Source organism: Sphingobacterium haloxyli (assembly GCF_002980525.1).
GTDB classification, from domain to species: Bacteria; Bacteroidota; Bacteroidia; order Sphingobacteriales; family Sphingobacteriaceae; genus Sphingobacterium; species Sphingobacterium haloxyli.
Genome location: NZ_PVBQ01000003.1, coordinates 214,451 through 229,201, shown reverse-complemented (window position 1 = coordinate 229,201; position 14,751 = coordinate 214,451). Strand labels below are relative to the sequence as shown.

19 protein-coding genes are annotated in these 14,751 nt (G+C 41.4%); 12 read left to right on the top strand and 7 right to left on the bottom strand.

Features of this window, described 5'->3' with window-relative positions:
• Positions 1-2: 2 nt before the first annotated feature.
• On the bottom strand, positions 3-908 hold the full coding sequence (locus C5745_RS04770) for an alpha/beta hydrolase family protein (protein ID WP_105715837.1): 906 nt from the start codon (positions 906-908) through the stop codon (positions 3-5).
• 264 nt (positions 909-1,172) lie between these two features.
• On the opposite strand from C5745_RS04770, the gene C5745_RS04765 reads away from it, so the two are divergent.
• Positions 1,173-1,973 carry a class I SAM-dependent methyltransferase gene (locus tag C5745_RS04765; protein WP_105715836.1) on the top strand — a complete coding sequence of 267 codons (801 nt, stop codon included), beginning with the start codon at positions 1,173-1,175 and terminating at the stop codon, positions 1,971-1,973.
• A gap of 87 nt (positions 1,974-2,060) precedes the next feature.
• Here C5745_RS04765 and C5745_RS04760 read toward each other — a convergent pair whose 3' ends face one another.
• A complete protein-coding gene (locus C5745_RS04760; protein ID WP_165793019.1) occupies positions 2,061-2,657 on the bottom strand; it encodes a Crp/Fnr family transcriptional regulator in 597 nt (198 codons plus the stop codon).
• A 164-nt stretch (positions 2,658-2,821) separates the two neighbouring features.
• Between C5745_RS04760 and C5745_RS04755 the strand changes: the two genes are divergently transcribed.
• From C5745_RS04755 to C5745_RS04720, 8 genes are all read left to right on the top strand, one after another.
• Positions 2,822-3,220 carry an SgcJ/EcaC family oxidoreductase gene (locus C5745_RS04755; RefSeq protein WP_105715834.1) on the top strand — a complete coding sequence of 133 codons (399 nt, stop codon included), beginning with the start codon at positions 2,822-2,824 and terminating at the stop codon, positions 3,218-3,220.
• A gap of 13 nt (positions 3,221-3,233) precedes the next feature.
• Positions 3,234-3,881 carry an SDR family NAD(P)-dependent oxidoreductase gene (locus C5745_RS04750; RefSeq protein ID WP_105715833.1) on the top strand — a complete coding sequence of 216 codons (648 nt, stop codon included), beginning with the start codon at positions 3,234-3,236 and terminating at the stop codon, positions 3,879-3,881.
• Between the two features lie 352 nt (positions 3,882-4,233).
• A complete protein-coding gene (locus C5745_RS04740) occupies positions 4,234-4,788 on the top strand; it encodes a dihydrofolate reductase family protein (protein ID WP_105715832.1) in 555 nt (184 codons plus the stop codon).
• Between the two features lie 16 nt (positions 4,789-4,804).
• Positions 4,805-4,972, top strand: a complete 168-nt coding sequence (locus tag C5745_RS20160; protein WP_165793018.1) for a hypothetical protein — start codon at positions 4,805-4,807, stop codon at positions 4,970-4,972.
• A 3-nt stretch (positions 4,973-4,975) separates the two neighbouring features.
• Positions 4,976-6,103, top strand: coding sequence for a TlpA disulfide reductase family protein (locus tag C5745_RS04735; RefSeq protein ID WP_105715831.1), 1,128 nt, complete (start codon positions 4,976-4,978; stop codon positions 6,101-6,103).
• A gap of 549 nt (positions 6,104-6,652) precedes the next feature.
• Positions 6,653-7,246: an ORF6N domain-containing protein gene (locus C5745_RS04730; RefSeq protein WP_105715830.1), complete on the top strand. Its 594-nt coding sequence runs from the start codon at positions 6,653-6,655 to the stop codon at positions 7,244-7,246.
• 32 nt (positions 7,247-7,278) lie between these two features.
• Positions 7,279-8,028 carry a class I SAM-dependent methyltransferase gene (locus tag C5745_RS04725; protein ID WP_105715829.1) on the top strand — a complete coding sequence of 250 codons (750 nt, stop codon included), beginning with the start codon at positions 7,279-7,281 and terminating at the stop codon, positions 8,026-8,028.
• Between the two features lie 189 nt (positions 8,029-8,217).
• Complete coding sequence (locus tag C5745_RS04720) at positions 8,218-8,763, top strand: hypothetical protein (RefSeq protein ID WP_105715828.1); 546 nt, start codon at positions 8,218-8,220, stop codon at positions 8,761-8,763.
• Positions 8,764-9,034: 271 nt separating this feature from the next.
• Here the strand turns inward: C5745_RS04720 and C5745_RS04715 are convergent, their stop codons facing one another.
• Positions 9,035-9,262: a hypothetical protein gene (locus tag C5745_RS04715; protein ID WP_105715827.1), complete on the bottom strand. Its 228-nt coding sequence runs from the start codon at positions 9,260-9,262 to the stop codon at positions 9,035-9,037.
• Between the two features lie 166 nt (positions 9,263-9,428).
• Between C5745_RS04715 and C5745_RS04710 the strand changes: the two genes are divergently transcribed.
• From C5745_RS04710 to C5745_RS04700, 3 genes are all read left to right on the top strand, one after another.
• Positions 9,429-9,671 carry a hypothetical protein gene (locus C5745_RS04710; protein ID WP_105715826.1) on the top strand — a complete coding sequence of 81 codons (243 nt, stop codon included), beginning with the start codon at positions 9,429-9,431 and terminating at the stop codon, positions 9,669-9,671.
• Between the two features lie 234 nt (positions 9,672-9,905).
• Positions 9,906-10,634: a DUF6088 family protein gene (locus C5745_RS04705; RefSeq protein WP_105715825.1), complete on the top strand. Its 729-nt coding sequence runs from the start codon at positions 9,906-9,908 to the stop codon at positions 10,632-10,634.
• 30 nt (positions 10,635-10,664) lie between these two features.
• A complete protein-coding gene (locus tag C5745_RS04700) occupies positions 10,665-10,973 on the top strand; it encodes a hypothetical protein (RefSeq protein WP_105715824.1) in 309 nt (102 codons plus the stop codon).
• A 153-nt stretch (positions 10,974-11,126) separates the two neighbouring features.
• Here the strand turns inward: C5745_RS04700 and C5745_RS04695 are convergent, their stop codons facing one another.
• The 4 genes from C5745_RS04695 to pxpB are packed head-to-tail and all read right to left on the bottom strand — an operon-like array spanning position 11,127 to position 14,693.
• The gene (locus C5745_RS04695) at positions 11,127-12,302 is read right to left on the bottom strand and encodes an NRAMP family divalent metal transporter (protein ID WP_105715823.1); all 1,176 of its coding nucleotides are present in this window, start codon (positions 12,300-12,302) and stop codon (positions 11,127-11,129) included.
• A gap of 1 nt (position 12,303) precedes the next feature.
• Positions 12,304-13,056, bottom strand: coding sequence for a LamB/YcsF family protein (locus C5745_RS04690; RefSeq protein WP_105715822.1), 753 nt, complete (start codon positions 13,054-13,056; stop codon positions 12,304-12,306).
• On the bottom strand, positions 13,046-14,005 hold the full coding sequence (locus C5745_RS04685; protein ID WP_105715821.1) for a 5-oxoprolinase subunit C family protein: 960 nt from the start codon (positions 14,003-14,005) through the stop codon (positions 13,046-13,048). Before C5745_RS04685 ends, C5745_RS04690 begins: the two co-directional genes overlap by 11 nt.
• On the bottom strand, positions 13,995-14,693 hold the full coding sequence (gene pxpB, locus C5745_RS04680; RefSeq protein ID WP_207795716.1) for a 5-oxoprolinase subunit PxpB: 699 nt from the start codon (positions 14,691-14,693) through the stop codon (positions 13,995-13,997). Before pxpB ends, C5745_RS04685 begins: the two co-directional genes overlap by 11 nt.
• Positions 14,694-14,751: the final 58 nt, after the last annotated feature.

Genomic DNA, 14,751 nt, shown 5'->3' with positions numbered 1-14,751 from the left:
AATTATGGCATATTTTTCTTCTCTATACGCCAGTGGGCATTCTTCGAAAGCAAAGGCATATCACCAGAAAACATTTTACCAGCTTCCGAATCTCCCTTCAGTTGCCATTTGTACCAGGCCGTGGCCACTTTAGCAAATTTCCCACCATGCGGCTGGCTAAACGTCCCTCCGTGTCCCACATCCATATTTGCCATAAAAATAGGAACATGATTAATACGTCGGTAATCGTCCATTCCATTCGCGTAAGCAATATCCTTTTCGCCCCCTAACATATAAAGTGTTGGCGTATGGATTTCGTTAAGATTTTCCTTTTTTAGATCTGGCATTGCGCTCCGGCCGTTGCCGGGAATATCTAAAATACCGCTATTGCATATCACTACCGTGCTTACTCTTGGATCGGAAGCCACTTCAAGCGCCTGTAGACCACCGCACGACATCCCACTCACCGCTATTTTTGAAACATCAAGTCTATTGTGATACGGACTTTTTGGATCCTTATTCTGCGCGATCGCCCAATCGATACCGTCTGTTAACTGCTTGGATGTGGATTTTCCGTCTCCTTTCTTTCCCTCTTGCGGCATTAAACCGATCGCCACAATTAAAAACCCGTGGGATGACACTTCAGATAAAAAATTAACATGTTCCCAAGGTGAGTTTGCACAGGCTCCATTGCCCCAAACGATAATAGGAAGCTTACGGTTTTGATTAAAAGTTGTGAGATCCTGAGGCCGGAAAACAGTATGCGTAGCTAAAGAGGGCTCTGCTAGCATTATCGCACTATACGCACCCGATCCACCGTCCTCCACTATCCTCGACACAAGCTTGTCTGCGGATGTCTCTTGGGCAAAAAGGATACCGCCAGTCCATTGCATAACAGCCAATGCACACATAAAAAGAAAAATTTTCATCGTATCATACGTTTAAGATTATCATCGTTGTCTATGCAAATCAACCGTTTATAGGTCTGCCCATCGACGTTTAATTATTATAATCGAATATACAAAAAAAACAAAATTATTCGAATGCAAGGTCAAGAAAACTCCAATACACTCCTGTGGTGTAGGCTTCCCTCCTTGAGGTCACAGATTGTGACCTCAAAAACAGATGGCCGTGGAGGTAGACGAATTATGAAAAAACCGAAATTAATTCTAACTTTAGTATAAACATAGTTCATGAATTCCGAAAACAATTATATTGAAATAAACCGACGCTCGTGGAACAACAGAGTGGATACCCATGTAAAATCTGATTTTTATAATCTTGATGGGTTTTTAAAGGGAGAAACATCTTTAAATACAATCGAATTGGAGATATTGGGAGATATCAAAGGAAAAAGCATTTTGCATTTACAATGTCATTTCGGGCAAGATTCCATTTCACTGAGTAGACTTGGCGCAGAAGTGACCGGCGTCGATCTCTCTGACAAAGCCATCGAAACAGCAAAAGACCTAGCCAACGAAACCGATTCCAGCGCTGAATTTATTTGCTGTGATGTATATGATCTGGACAAACATCTTGACAAAAAATTCGACATCGTTTTTACGAGTTATGGAACTATTGGTTGGCTTCCCGATCTAGAGAAATGGGGGAAACTGATCGCCACTTTCCTGAAGCCAAACGGTCGATTCATTTTCGTAGAATTCCATCCTGTTGTATGGATGTTTGACGAGAATTTTGACAGCATTGGATATCATTATTTTAATGTAGCACCGATCTTTGAAACAGAAAAGGGAACTTATGCAGATAAAGATGCTGACATTTCTCAATCTTACGTAAGCTGGAACCACAGCATGAGTGAGGTTGTAACTAGCCTTTTAAACAATTCGATGGAACTCGTACATTTTCAAGAGTACGATTATTCACCGTATAATTGTTTTAACCAAGCAGTTGAATTTGAACCGAAAAAATATCGGATAAAACATTTGGACAACAAAATTCCAATGGTGTATGCTATAGTTGCAAAAAAACATTAATTTAAAGGAGGAAGACGCTAAATGTCCATTTTTCCGTTGAATACTTAAACTGCCCTCACGCTTCCGGTGTATGCATAGAGGACACTATCACTTTAAGGAGACCTGATTTCTCGCCCGGCTTAACGCCTCTCTACTCACATGCAGAAATTTGGCTAGATTGGTTAATGAAATTTCCTGTAACCAGTTCTTTTTGGACGCTAACAAATGAAGATATCGTTCTTCTGGAGATCGAAGGGTGAGTATCTCGTAATGCTCCTGTTTTTTTCTGATCATTTCTTGAGAAAGGTCTACACATAACTGAAGTAGATCTGGCTCTTTGCTGAATATCTTCACCATCTTTTCAAGTGGGTACAATATAATGGTGCTTGAAGCTATTGCGCTTACAGAATACGGCAATGCCTGCTGTTGATGGATCGAGTTCCAGTTGTCGATATATTCAAGACCGCCGCAAAAGGCAGATATCCGTTCGTCCCCTTTTTCATCCAGATAGTAAAGTTTTAGCCATCCGGTAACGACGAATACTCCAAACTGCAAGCGTTCTCCATGCCTGAGAAAGATATCGTCCTTTTCAAGATATTTTACGATAGATATCTCCCGCAGCTTTTCCCAGCTCCCGGAGGTAACATACGGAAACTTCTCGGACAACTTTTGATAAAAATCATCTAACACTTTAGAATCATCCATATCCGTCATTGCTTGATTAAGGTGCTATTAAATTCTAATCTGATAAAGATAAGCTTTTTGCAAACCTTTTTATCGAATTGCTCGCAAAAGGATTGTGATTATAATCACATGTTACAGCATATAGGTCGGATATCTTTGCAGGAGATGAATAACATGATATCGTTATGGGACAGGAAAAATTGATTAAGGAATTATTTAGCAAATATGTCACTTATTGGAATAACCATGACATGGAAAATTGGGGAAAGCTATTTACGAAAGACACGAAGTTCATTACGTGGTCTGGTGTAATGTACGCCACGAATGCAGAAAATATAAAGCAACATGATAAAGCTCATCAAATTTTGTCGAAGCAAAATCAGAACATGAAATATCATCTCGACGTTCTGGATATTAGTTTAATCCGCGATGACATTGCTATCGTTTACGCCGCATGGAAGTGGGAGGATTTCAAAATCGACAATCTGCATACCGAGCTACGTACCGGGATATTGACAATGTTGCTGTTAAAAGAAGATGGCGTATGGCTGATTCGATCGACACAGAATACACGCACATCGTAAAACCTGGGATGACATGCACAAAAAAGTAATATTGATCATTGGAGCCGGTGAACGCCTGGGAAGAGCTATTGCTTCGAGATTCTTAACGGAAGGGTTTGACCTTTTATTAATGAGCCGCAATGTTAGCAAATTGGATGAATTAAAAACGAAATTATCTAACGGGATCAACAAAATAGAAATATACCCCACCGATATTGCTGACAATGAAGATTTTACCCATCAGCTGGAGATAATAAAAAGTCGTTACAAAAAAATCGATGTTATGCTATACAACGTGGCTAGTATCAATAATGGGAACATCCTTAAGGTGTGTGAAAATGATATGCTTTACGACTTTAAAGTAAACGTGCTCGGACTGTTAACAGCAGTCCGGTGTCTTAAGAATTGTATACCGAAATCAACCGGCACTATACTGACCACGGGAGGAAGCATCGCCATCCATCCTAAACCTGATTATGCATCGTTATCGATTACCAGTGCAGGGCTATTGTCTATGGTGCGCTGCCTGTCTTTTACTTTAAGGGATCGGGGTATTTATGTCGCAACAATATTGATTAACGGAAAAATAGACGAAAATTGCAAGTTGCGGAATCCCCAAAATATCGCGGATCAATTTTGGAAATTAAATAAAGTAAGACACACTACAGAAGTCCTTTTATAGAATTGATAACGAACTGCTTATTTAAAAAAACGGATATGCTAAAAATTGCTATAATAACGGGCAGCACCCGCCCGATGCGGATAAATCAAAAGGTGGCAGAATGGGTTTATAGTGTTGCAAATTGAGTCGATCGCTCCAAGGCCGTTTCAGATACGGTCTCTTAATGTGACGTTGGAACTGGTGTTATTGTGGGCACAAGCACTTAAGAGTATTCGCACTAAGCATTAAACGATTTGTATATATAAAGTCCTGCTCAGTTTTCGGTCGATTTGTTATACTTTTCTTGTCTTAGGCGAAGCGCGATTAAAAGCGATTCTCGTACTATTGCACTGATAACAGTTATGCGTATACGATGAGAACAGTAAGATTTTGTATCAACATGAGCCTTGACGGTTACTGTGACCACACCGCCTTCAGTCCTGATGAAGCGGTTTTAGATTACTTTTCTGCCATGATGGACGATGTTGACCTGCTTTTCTTTGGTCGCATCATGTACCAGCTTATGTTTCCGTACTGGCGCGAAGTTGCCAGGGATCAGTCTGGCAGCCCCGCAGAAAATCGATTTGCTAAAAAGCTTAGCACTATTAGTAGTGTTGTCATTTCCCGATCGTTGGACGTTGTCGACCAAAACGTGCGTATCGTCCGTAGCGATCCTGCGGGAGAACTTCTAAAATTGAAGCAGCAAGTCGGAAAAACCATTCTGATGGACAGTATCAGCCTGCTTCCCGAAATGATTGCCGTAGGCCTTATCGATGAATTTTTTCTTGTTATCCATCCTGTTATTGTGGGTAATGGCAGACATTTGTTAGATACTGGAAGCCTGCATGGGAAAGTTAATCTCGAACTGGTCGATACCATCAAATTTAAATCTGGATCTATAGCTCTCCATTACGTGAAGTCCGGTTAATGGAAGATTCTATTGCTTGACAATAAAAGTTTATGATTACCTTTATTGGTATAATGAATATAAACGAGACCAAAATATAGAACTGCTCTTTGAATACATTGACCGACTCAAGGAGAAGCAAGACACCTCTCCTATCGCGGCAAAAGCAAAAAGAGCAATAGGTTTTAGAATAGGAGACAACTAAAGCATGAAGAACAGGTTATATTTAGTATTTTTTTTATTATCTATTGGGCACGCGTTCGGACAGACTACCTTTACGATCTCCGGTTACGGAAAGAAATTACAAGAAGGGGATACATTATACCTGTCGTACGTAGAAAAGGGCAACCATATTTTAGAAAGTACAACAGCCGTAAACCAGCGTTTTTCTTTTACCGGTGAGGTTAAACGCCCGACAAAGGCGAACATCTACAGGAATGAGGACCCAGGATTGGCAGGGTTTACTACGGAATCGGCAAGTATATATTTAGAACCGGGTAGTATAAAAATTATTAGTCCCGACACGTTAACAGGGGCGGAAATAAGCGGAACGCCCTTAAATGACACATTACAGCTATTACACAGTCAGCTGGCCACCGTGCGGGAAAGGATGAGATCCATAAAGGACCCCGATTTATTCGATGAAACAGAAAAAAAGGATACAGCATTACTACATCATAATAGAAGAGAACTTGATAAAGCTTTTTACGAAAGAGCAGATATCGAATTAGCTTTTGCAAACCAATACCCTAACACGTATGTGAGCTTAGACATATTGCATCAGCTCTCACGAATTAACACCTATATTTTCAAGGTAGAAAAGGTATACAATAAACTTGCAGAGTCTCTAAAAAATACAGAAAAAGGAAAAACTATTAGAGAAAGAATCAAAAAGAAAAGCCAAGTAATGGCCGGCATGAAAGCAATAGATTTCAGCATGGAGGATACAGACGGTAAGATAATAAGTCTATCCGAATTTGAAGGCAAGTATGTCCTTTTAGATTTTTGGGCTTCTTGGTGCGGTCCGTGTCGGGAGGAACACGCGAACCTCATTAATGCCTATCAGAACTATCGAGATAGAGGTTTCACTATTTTGAGTGTATCTATAGATACAGACAAAAACAAATGGATGGAAGCCATAGAAAAAGACGGCATCACATGGGCACAGGTATCAGATTTACAAGGACATAAAGGTGAAGTGTATCTTAAATATGGTATAACGTCTATTCCGGCTAACTTTCTAATTGATCCGGACGGAGTAGTCATCGCGAAAGATCTAAAAGGAGAGTTTTTAAATAGGGAATTAGAAAAGTTATTTTTGACGCCGCAACAATAACTGAAAAGAGTGATTGCATTGCTCATACGAGGTATGCACCAATGGTATTTACCGAACATGGTGTATTGATGTTGTCGGGAGTACCTAATAGCAATCGTGTTATAGTTCTTAGCACTTGAATCTTAGTATACACACCTTCTCCATACGTAGACTATATTAAAACCTTGTTCGCACGTTGTTCGTATCTTGTTCGCATCTTGTTCGGAAGATTACCGGCATTCTACCGGTAAATTACCGTGTATTTACCGTGTTGCGCACGTTAAATACACGGTAAACACACGGTAAATCATCGTTCATTGGGCGAACAGAGTCCGAACAGTGTATAAACAAAGGCCGAATAGCGTTCGAAGAGACGTTAGAAAATTCACAGCTTTTCGTTGAGCTCCCCATTAACCCGAACGGAAGTGCGAAGACGGCATATGGAAAAACAGCGATGGCGTGTTTCTTCCTGTTTATGTGCATGCACAAAATGAGAGATTCATTGCTTTACAATAAGAGTTTATTATTACCTTTATTGGTATAATGAATTATGAACGATACCATTAAGTTATGAGTAAAACCAAAACAGAACTAAAAGCAGTAGCCATAGCGGACGATGTCCTTGCAAACAAAATATACGAGTTCAGAGGACAAAAGATAATGTTGGATAGTGATCTAGCGGAGTTGTATGGGGTGGAAACACGGAGACTTAAGGAGCAAGTAAGGAGAAATATTATTCGCTTTCCTGAACATTTTATGTTTGAGTTAAATAAAGAAGAATATGACTCCGTTCTAAGATCGCAAAATGCGACCTTAGAACAAGGACGCTATTCCAAATACCTACCCTTCGCGTTTACCGAACACGGCGTATTAATGCTTTCAAATGTCTTGAAAACTGAACGAGCTATCAGGATGAGCATCCGTATAATAGATGTATTCGTAAAGCTTAGAGACTTGTTATATGTCAATACAAAAATGCAACTGGAAATAGCCGAAATCAAACACACGGTAGAGAAAATCTCAAAAAAACAGAAAGGCCATGACCAGAATATTGAACTGCTTTTTGAATACATCGACCGCTTGCAGGAAAATGCACCTCATGTCTCTTCCAAAGGAGTAACGGTGGTAAAGGGGTTTGATATTGGGAGCAAGAAGAACAATTAGCGCAATTAGAATGTAAATATATACAAACCTATATGAGCAAAGCTAATAAGATAGAAAAGGTCGTGTCGCACCACGATAATATTTACGAGCCCGCATTTGTCAAAAAAATGTTCAACCGGATGTCAAGTTCGTATGAACGAATGAACTATATAACATCCTTCGGCTTTTCCATTCGTTGGCGCAGACAATTCTTAGAAAAACTTGGAAAGTCAAACCAGCACCTACATGTAATTGACCTGCTTTCAGGGCTAGGCGAAAATTGGACATTCCTAAAACGAAATTTTCCGAATTCAACCTTTTATGCTTTAGATTTTTCTGACAAAATGGTTTCGCGCTCGAGTAATAAAAGCAAAAAACTGTTTGCTGGCGGCCTTAATTTACTGTGTGAAAATATTCTTCAAAATAAATTAGAGTCTAACCATTTTGATATTATTTCTTGCGCATACGGCCTCAAAACGTTCAATGAGCAACAGCTGGAAGTTTTAGCTAGCGAAATACATAGAATTCTAAAACCCGGTGGAAAATTCAGTTTTGTTGAGGTCTCAAAACCGAGTAAAAAACTTCTATGTACCCTCTACGGGTTCTATTTAGGAAAAGTTATACCATTGCTCGGAAAAATATTTTTAGGAAACCCGCACGATTACAAAATGCTTTGGATCTATACGGAAAAATATGGCAACAGCGATTTGGTGAAGCGAATATTTGAGCAGAATAACTTGACAGTCACGCAGGAGAAATATTTCTTTGGTTGTGCGACGGGCATTAGTGGCCGGAAGCGATAGGGAATGCAGCGGCGGTGCACCGAAACTACAGCTACCCAATCTTCTAAGGGAATATATAATAAAAATTGGAGATAAAGTGGAAACTATTATCTTCGCGCTAAAAATCATATTAACATGAAATTTCCATCACTCCAATTACAACTACGAACCACATCCGTTCTATTTTTGCTATTATTTTGCAAAAATTTAATGAGTCAGGAACTCTTTAAAAAATATACTCCTGGACATTATTATACGATCGATGGGGAGAAAATAACTGGCCTTCTTAAATTTAACTATACTCCTACTCCGTATCAACCAAAACCCTATGGTACCTCCTCGATCACATTCAAGGAAAACAAAAAAGCAAAAAAAGTAAAATTAACAACCAAGGAAATCGTAAGTTTTGTAATAGGACAAGATACCTTCACAACCGCAAAAGACCTTCACTTTCATCATGTTTTCAACTTTAAAGTAACGCAAGATTTTGTTCAGGTAATCTCTTCCGGAAAAATCAATTTATATCATTATTATGCATCTGTAGGCACTGGTTCGCCTAACGAATCAGCAAAAGCAACCTATCCTTTCCTTTTCAAAGAAAACATGCCGGTTCACGTACGCTACAAGGAAAGAAAAGAAATTATTTTGAAGCTTATAGCGGACTTCCCCCAACTGTATGAAGAGCTAAAAAATTCTGAAAATAAGTCAATTGATCTAAAAGACGTCATAGATCGTTATAACCAGAATTGGCTCTAAGAATGCTAAGGATCTCTAATGCTAATGCAAGAAAAGCTCCGTAGCGCAGAATTCGAAACGGGCATTAGTGGCCGGAAGTGATAGGGAATGCGAGGATACTTCTGCGCCACGTCAAATAAACACGAAAAATGGCGGAAGAATTTTATCTTATGTAGCGACTATGTAGCCTTGACACTATTACATTTGAAATAGGATTTTTAGAAAAGTGTCAGCTAAGCGAGGATGAATTCCAAAACTTGATACTCCAAAATGGAACATCAAGTTGGACGGTTTACTTTGCCTTTGGCATATTTGCAAGCAGGTCTTTGGCTGGAACTTCTTTCACCTCTCCGTCTATCTTGACCACTAGACTTTCGCCTTTTAGGGCACTTTCTTCCGCGAGCTTACGTAAAGCTTTTTGTACGCCTAACCGCACACGCTCGGCAAAGGGAAGTGTGGTAATATCGTCTTTATCCGTTACCATAATAGTCTGCATATATTCTTGACCAAATTTCGTCATTTACCACGACTTCTCCAATTTAGTTACCAACTTAAAGAGGGCTGGTCCAGTGTCCAGATTGGTAAAATATTGTTTAAAAATGAAGGACTTTATAATATCTTCCAATCGCAAGGCGGCTGAGGTTGCAGTTCGCTTAGATATTTCTATTTTTAGTTATATTTAAACCATGGACGAAACAAAAGAAAAAAATCTAAAACTGGTTAACGAGTACTTCGATAACCTACGCGCGGATTTGTTAGAACTGCTTGAAAAGCACGACGACGTGAACTTAGATATGGAGCCGCTAGGTGCTGACGAAGCATGTATAACAGGAGAATACACACCTTCCGGAACCAAAATAACCATCAAACAGGGCGACGTAGTGCAGTTTGAGCTTATTGATTATAGGGAGGGTTCTGAGGGGAAGTAAAAGGTAGTTTACACTGTACCTTTCTAAGAAAGCTTGACCCTTTGGCACCTTCGGCATAGTCCATCAACCCATCTTGTTGTAGAGTTTTGATTATAGTATTCAGTTGTCTGGAAATGCTACACACTGCTTTAAAGCAATAGAAATTCTTTTCTGGAACGGCTTGTTTTAGCAATTACACGTCAAGTTTTTAACACCAAAAACTTGACATTAACAAAAAATGCGTATCTTTGCACAATGAGCTTATCGGCACAAATACGTAATATAATTAAACGGTTACCAAATGGAAAGACATTTGGATATGACGATTTGCGCATTCCTAAAGAGAGATATACCTCAGCGGCCAAAGCGTTGGAACGCCTGCAAAAGGAACACTTAATAAAAAAAGTTTCTAAAGGGGTGTTTTACAAACCTGAAAAAACTGTTTTCGGTGAGTTAGAGCCAGATTATAATGAACTACTACGCCCCTATCTGTTTGAAAATGGTAAACGTGTAGCTTATGAAACTGGCATAACATTATACAATCGTTTAGGGTTGACCACGCAAATGGCTTTCCGTACCAAAATAGCCAGCCGGAGTAAGCGCATCAATATTGATAGAAAAGCCCTGAAGGCCGATGCTGTAAAAAGCTATGCCGAAGTGAGCGATAGTAATTATGCCATTCTGGGGTTACTGGATGCGTTTAAAGATATCAAACGTATTCCGGATAGTTCTGTGTCCCAAACAATCTGGAGATTGAGCATTGTTTTGAAGGAACTAACCCCAAACCAAATCGAATCATTGATTAGATATGCTCTTCTGTATCCCTCAAGAGTGAGAGCATTGGTAGGGGCTGTGTTGCAAAACAACCGTTATCAAGGAAAAGGATTGGAGAAGTTAAAAGACAGCCTAAATCCACTTACTATCATAAAACTGGACTTGGAACAATCCGAGCTACCCACAAAAAACAACTGGTATATCGAATGAAGCTACATCAAAACATAAACCTTTACAGGGATGCTATTAGGTTTACTGCGCAACTCCGAGTTTCTCAAATCCCCTGCGTTTGATGAAATGCTACTGAAAGTTGCCAATGATGATATCCTAAGTTTCAAAAACAACAACAAATGGTTGTCTCATCACCCTAATAACGCAATAATTTTTAAGGACTTAGAGATCGTTTGGAAGGATCTTATTCCAACTTACTTAAGTGATTTTAGACCATTAGTCTATGGTGAATTTCCAAAAGAAGAAGATATATTAAAAACCTTAAAAATGGTGCAAAAACGATTGAAATCCGTTCCTTGGTCAATTAAACAATTCTGAAATCTTGAAATCTAGGGGAAGACATTTCAGCGACGACGAGGTTAAAAGTATCGAGTGGTTAACAGTCAACTTACAATATTATTTGAAACTTTGGTAACACAAGTTGTTTTAAAAATGATTGTTATTTCAAACAAAAGTATAACTTAAGCCGCATCATCCCCCCAATAGGATCCGTACGCTCATCCACGTCATGGCAACAACGATAACAACACCAATGCAAGTAAGTAAGAGGGGCTGCTTATAAGAACCGACAATCTCTTTCTTGTACGCAGCGATCAACATAACACTCAGTGATATCGGTAAAATGATGCCATTTACCGCGCCTGCCATGATCAAAAGATTGACAGGCTTGCCGACCACCGCGAAAACACATATGGAGATGATAATAAAAGCAATAATGACCCAATTCTCGTTCCGTTGAATGAATGGGCTGAACGATTTGACAAACGAAACAGACGTATAGGCGGAACCGATCACCGAGGTAACTGCTGCCGCAAACATGACCAAACCAAACAAGCGGTAACCAAACTCGCCGGCAGCTAATTGGAATATGGATCCCGTGGGATTACTATCGTCAATAGCCATACCCTGACTGATAATGCCCAGTGACGCCAAGAAAAGAAATATACGTATCACCGATGCAACCGATATCCCCATTACTGCACTTCTATTCACCTCGGGTAAGGACTCCTTCCCTACTACACCGGCATCGATAAGCCGGTGACCACCTGCAAAGGTGATGTAACCTCCCACAGTACCACCTACTAAGGTCACAATAGCCATAAAATCAATAGCAGATGGTGCTATCGTGCGGAGAGCAGCTTCAGCCATAGGTGGCTTACTGACAAAGGCAATGTAGATGATGGCGAGGATCATGATAAACCCCATTAATTGCGTGAAACGATCCATGACTTGCCCTGCTTGACGATTGGCAAAAACGGCAATAGCAATACCGGCTGCAAGCACCGAACCTGTGGTAACATCAACACCAACCAATGCCTCTAAACCGAGCCCCGCTCCAGCGACATTGCCAATGCTAAATGCTAAACCTCCAATAACAATGAGACAGGACAAAATCGTACCCAAGCCAGGAAGAACACGATTGGCTACATCTTGTGCGCGCTTGCCGGATACCGTTAATACTCGCCAGATATTGAGTTGAACGCCTATATCAACAAAGATAGATAGGAGGATAACGAATCCAAAGCTGGCTCCCAATGATTGGGTAAAGACGGTAGTCTGCGTCAAAAAACCTGGCCCGACGGCTGATATCGCCATGAGCATCGCTGCCGCGATCAAGGCAGAGGTGGTATATCTCTTTGTAGCCATGCTATGGTGTACGCGATAATATTAAGGCCCGATGCACTTTCCGGGCTATCGCAATAGCGGACGCATTGTCACCATGCATACAAATCGTATCTGCTTTAATGGGGATGTTTACGCCGTCCGCAGTGATCACTTTTCCTTCTGTGGCCATTAATAAGGCCTGTGCAAATGCCCGTTCATGATCCGTTATGACGGCATTAGCCATCGTTCGGGGTGTCAGCATACCATCGGCTTGATAGGTACGATCCGCGAATACCTCGCTATACACGGTTAGCCCACGCTGTTCGCCTTCCGTAATAAGTGCACTTCCTGATAGGCCGTACAGGATCAAATTCGGATCAAATGCATAGACCGCATCTGCAATCGCCTTGGCTAGTTTGTTATCTTGTGCCGCCATATTGTACAGTGCGCCATGTGGCTTGACATGGTGTAGCAATACGCCCTGTGCTTTGGTACAGGCGTAAAGCGCACCGATCTGGTAGAGCATCAGGTCATATACTTCCATGGGCGTCAGGGCCATTTGACGACGACCGAAACCTTCCATATCCTTAAATCCTGGATGTGCACCAATATGCACATCGTGGCTGGCCGCAAGTGCAACGGTTTTCATCATTGTAGACGGATCACCTGCATGAAAACCGCAGGCTATATTTGCCGAGGTTACAAAAGGTAATATCGTTTCATCATTGCCCATCCTCCATGGTCCAAAGCTCTCGCCAAGGTCACAATTGAGATCAATCATTTTACTACTCGTCATATTTTAATGCTAAAGATAATTTCAATTTATGAAGTTCATTTTCCTGGACTCTCCATAGGGATTGTGCCTCCTTGATCGTGATCAATGCAAACTGAATTTTTGCACCGGGGGGCAACTGTGCCATCAGCGGTAGGTCGACAGTCGCTACCTGAGCTATAATGGGATAACCGCCTGTTGTAGGATGATCAGCCATCAAGACTATAGGTCGCCCGTCAGGTGGCACCTGTATCGTCCCAAAGGTGGTGGCCGAAGAGAGAAGTTCTTTTTTTTCACGCAGGTACAAGTTCGCTGATTCCAGGCGATAGCCCATTCGATCGGAATTGCTGCTGATCGTAAACAGATCGGCAGTGAGTCGTCGCTGGCTATCGCTATCGAATAGCGGGTAGTGCGGTCCGGCTATAACACGAATCACGTTGTTGTCAAGATCTCGGTAACATGAAGATGCCATACGCCACTTGAATGATGAACTTTCCTGTGGCCGGGCTGCACAAAAGGATAGTTGGTCGCCTTTTTGCAAAGCACGCCCTTGCCACCCACCTATAGCGCCACGAAGATAGGTAGAAGCGCTGCCAAGTACTTTTGGCACATCAAGTCCACCGTAAAAACATAGGTATGATCGCCAACCTTTTTTGGGCTTACCAAAGGTGACTTGTGCACCTGCTGGCACGACGACAGGCTTCCACATAGGAATAGGTCGCTGATCGATTGCTGGGGAGAGATCTGCCCCGGTGACACAGATAAGCTGCTGCTCATGAAAAAGCAAGCTAGGTCCAATTGATGTGCACTCTATTGCAGGTGTATCCTCTTCATTGCCCAAAAGGAGATTACCCAGTCGAAGTGCCAGCTTATCCATCGCACCGCTCGTTATCATACCATATTTCTGGAATCCAAAGCGCCCTAGATCTTGTACCGTCGTCAACATCCCTGGCTTGATGACACTAATCCCCATAATCTGCTCCTTTCATGCGCAGGTATTCCGCTTCGCTAATCGGATCAAATCGCAGGCGATCTCCCGCGGCTAGAAATGACGGAATCTCTTTGCTGGCGTCAAATAAACGTACCGGTGTTTTTCCAATAATTTGCCAGCCGCCTGGGGTTTCTATCGGATAGATTCCGGTCTGTGCACCGGCAATCCCTACAGATCCCGGGTCGATTTTGAGGCGTGGCGTTGGTTTTCGAGGGGTGGATAGGCGACTGTTCATACCCCCAAGGTATGCGAAACCCGGCGCAAATCCAATCATATACACGATATATTCGTTTTCACTATGGAGCCGGATGACTTCCTGCTTACTCAGTCCTGTATAGTTCGCGACTTCGTCGAGATCTGGACCATCGTACCAGACAGGGATAACTTTGTCGGCGGAACTGAAATGTGTTTCTTCAGGTATGGCGGCTACAATGCGCTGCATTTGTTCGACAACTTCCGCAAAATCTATGGATAGCGGATTATAATACACTGTAATGGTTGTAAAGGCAGGCACGTACTCCAAAATAGCGGGGTTTTCCAGCTTGTCCAACCCTGCGCCGACTATTCGGATCCGATGATTGACCTTTTCCGAAATAGTTTCGCTAAAAACGGCAACGACTGCCGAATCGCCCAAAGGGTAGTAAGATACACTTTCCGGTTTATTCATCATGATGGACAAGTTAATATTTTGAACACAACTTTCCGACTTTTGGACACATTTAAGTTTA

Coding starts and splice junctions, on each gene's coding strand:
- C5745_RS04770 (WP_105715837.1), bottom strand. CDS start 908: ATGAAAATTTTTCTTTTTATGTGTGCATTGGCTGTTATGCAATGGACT.
- C5745_RS04765 (WP_105715836.1), top strand. CDS start 1,173: ATGAATTCCGAAAACAATTATATTGAAATAAACCGACGCTCGTGGAAC.
- C5745_RS04760 (WP_165793019.1), bottom strand. CDS start 2,657: ATGGATGATTCTAAAGTGTTAGATGATTTTTATCAAAAGTTGTCCGAG.
- C5745_RS04755 (WP_105715834.1), top strand. CDS start 2,822: ATGGGACAGGAAAAATTGATTAAGGAATTATTTAGCAAATATGTCACT.
- C5745_RS04750 (WP_105715833.1), top strand. CDS start 3,234: ATGCACAAAAAAGTAATATTGATCATTGGAGCCGGTGAACGCCTGGGA.
- C5745_RS04740 (WP_105715832.1), top strand. CDS start 4,234: ATGAGAACAGTAAGATTTTGTATCAACATGAGCCTTGACGGTTACTGT.
- C5745_RS04735 (WP_105715831.1), top strand. CDS start 4,976: ATGAAGAACAGGTTATATTTAGTATTTTTTTTATTATCTATTGGGCAC.
- C5745_RS04730 (WP_105715830.1), top strand. CDS start 6,653: ATGAGTAAAACCAAAACAGAACTAAAAGCAGTAGCCATAGCGGACGAT.
- C5745_RS04725 (WP_105715829.1), top strand. CDS start 7,279: ATGAGCAAAGCTAATAAGATAGAAAAGGTCGTGTCGCACCACGATAAT.
- C5745_RS04720 (WP_105715828.1), top strand. CDS start 8,218: ATGAGTCAGGAACTCTTTAAAAAATATACTCCTGGACATTATTATACG.
- C5745_RS04715 (WP_105715827.1), bottom strand. CDS start 9,262: ATGACGAAATTTGGTCAAGAATATATGCAGACTATTATGGTAACGGAT.
- C5745_RS04710 (WP_105715826.1), top strand. CDS start 9,429: ATGGACGAAACAAAAGAAAAAAATCTAAAACTGGTTAACGAGTACTTC.
- C5745_RS04705 (WP_105715825.1), top strand. CDS start 9,906: ATGAGCTTATCGGCACAAATACGTAATATAATTAAACGGTTACCAAAT.
- C5745_RS04700 (WP_105715824.1), top strand. CDS start 10,665: ATGCTATTAGGTTTACTGCGCAACTCCGAGTTTCTCAAATCCCCTGCG.
- C5745_RS04695 (WP_105715823.1), bottom strand. CDS start 12,302: ATGGCTACAAAGAGATATACCACCTCTGCCTTGATCGCGGCAGCGATG.
- C5745_RS04690 (WP_105715822.1), bottom strand. CDS start 13,056: ATGACGAGTAGTAAAATGATTGATCTCAATTGTGACCTTGGCGAGAGC.
- C5745_RS04685 (WP_105715821.1), bottom strand. CDS start 14,005: ATGGGGATTAGTGTCATCAAGCCAGGGATGTTGACGACGGTACAAGAT.
- pxpB (WP_207795716.1), bottom strand. CDS start 14,693: ATGATGAATAAACCGGAAAGTGTATCTTACTACCCTTTGGGCGATTCG.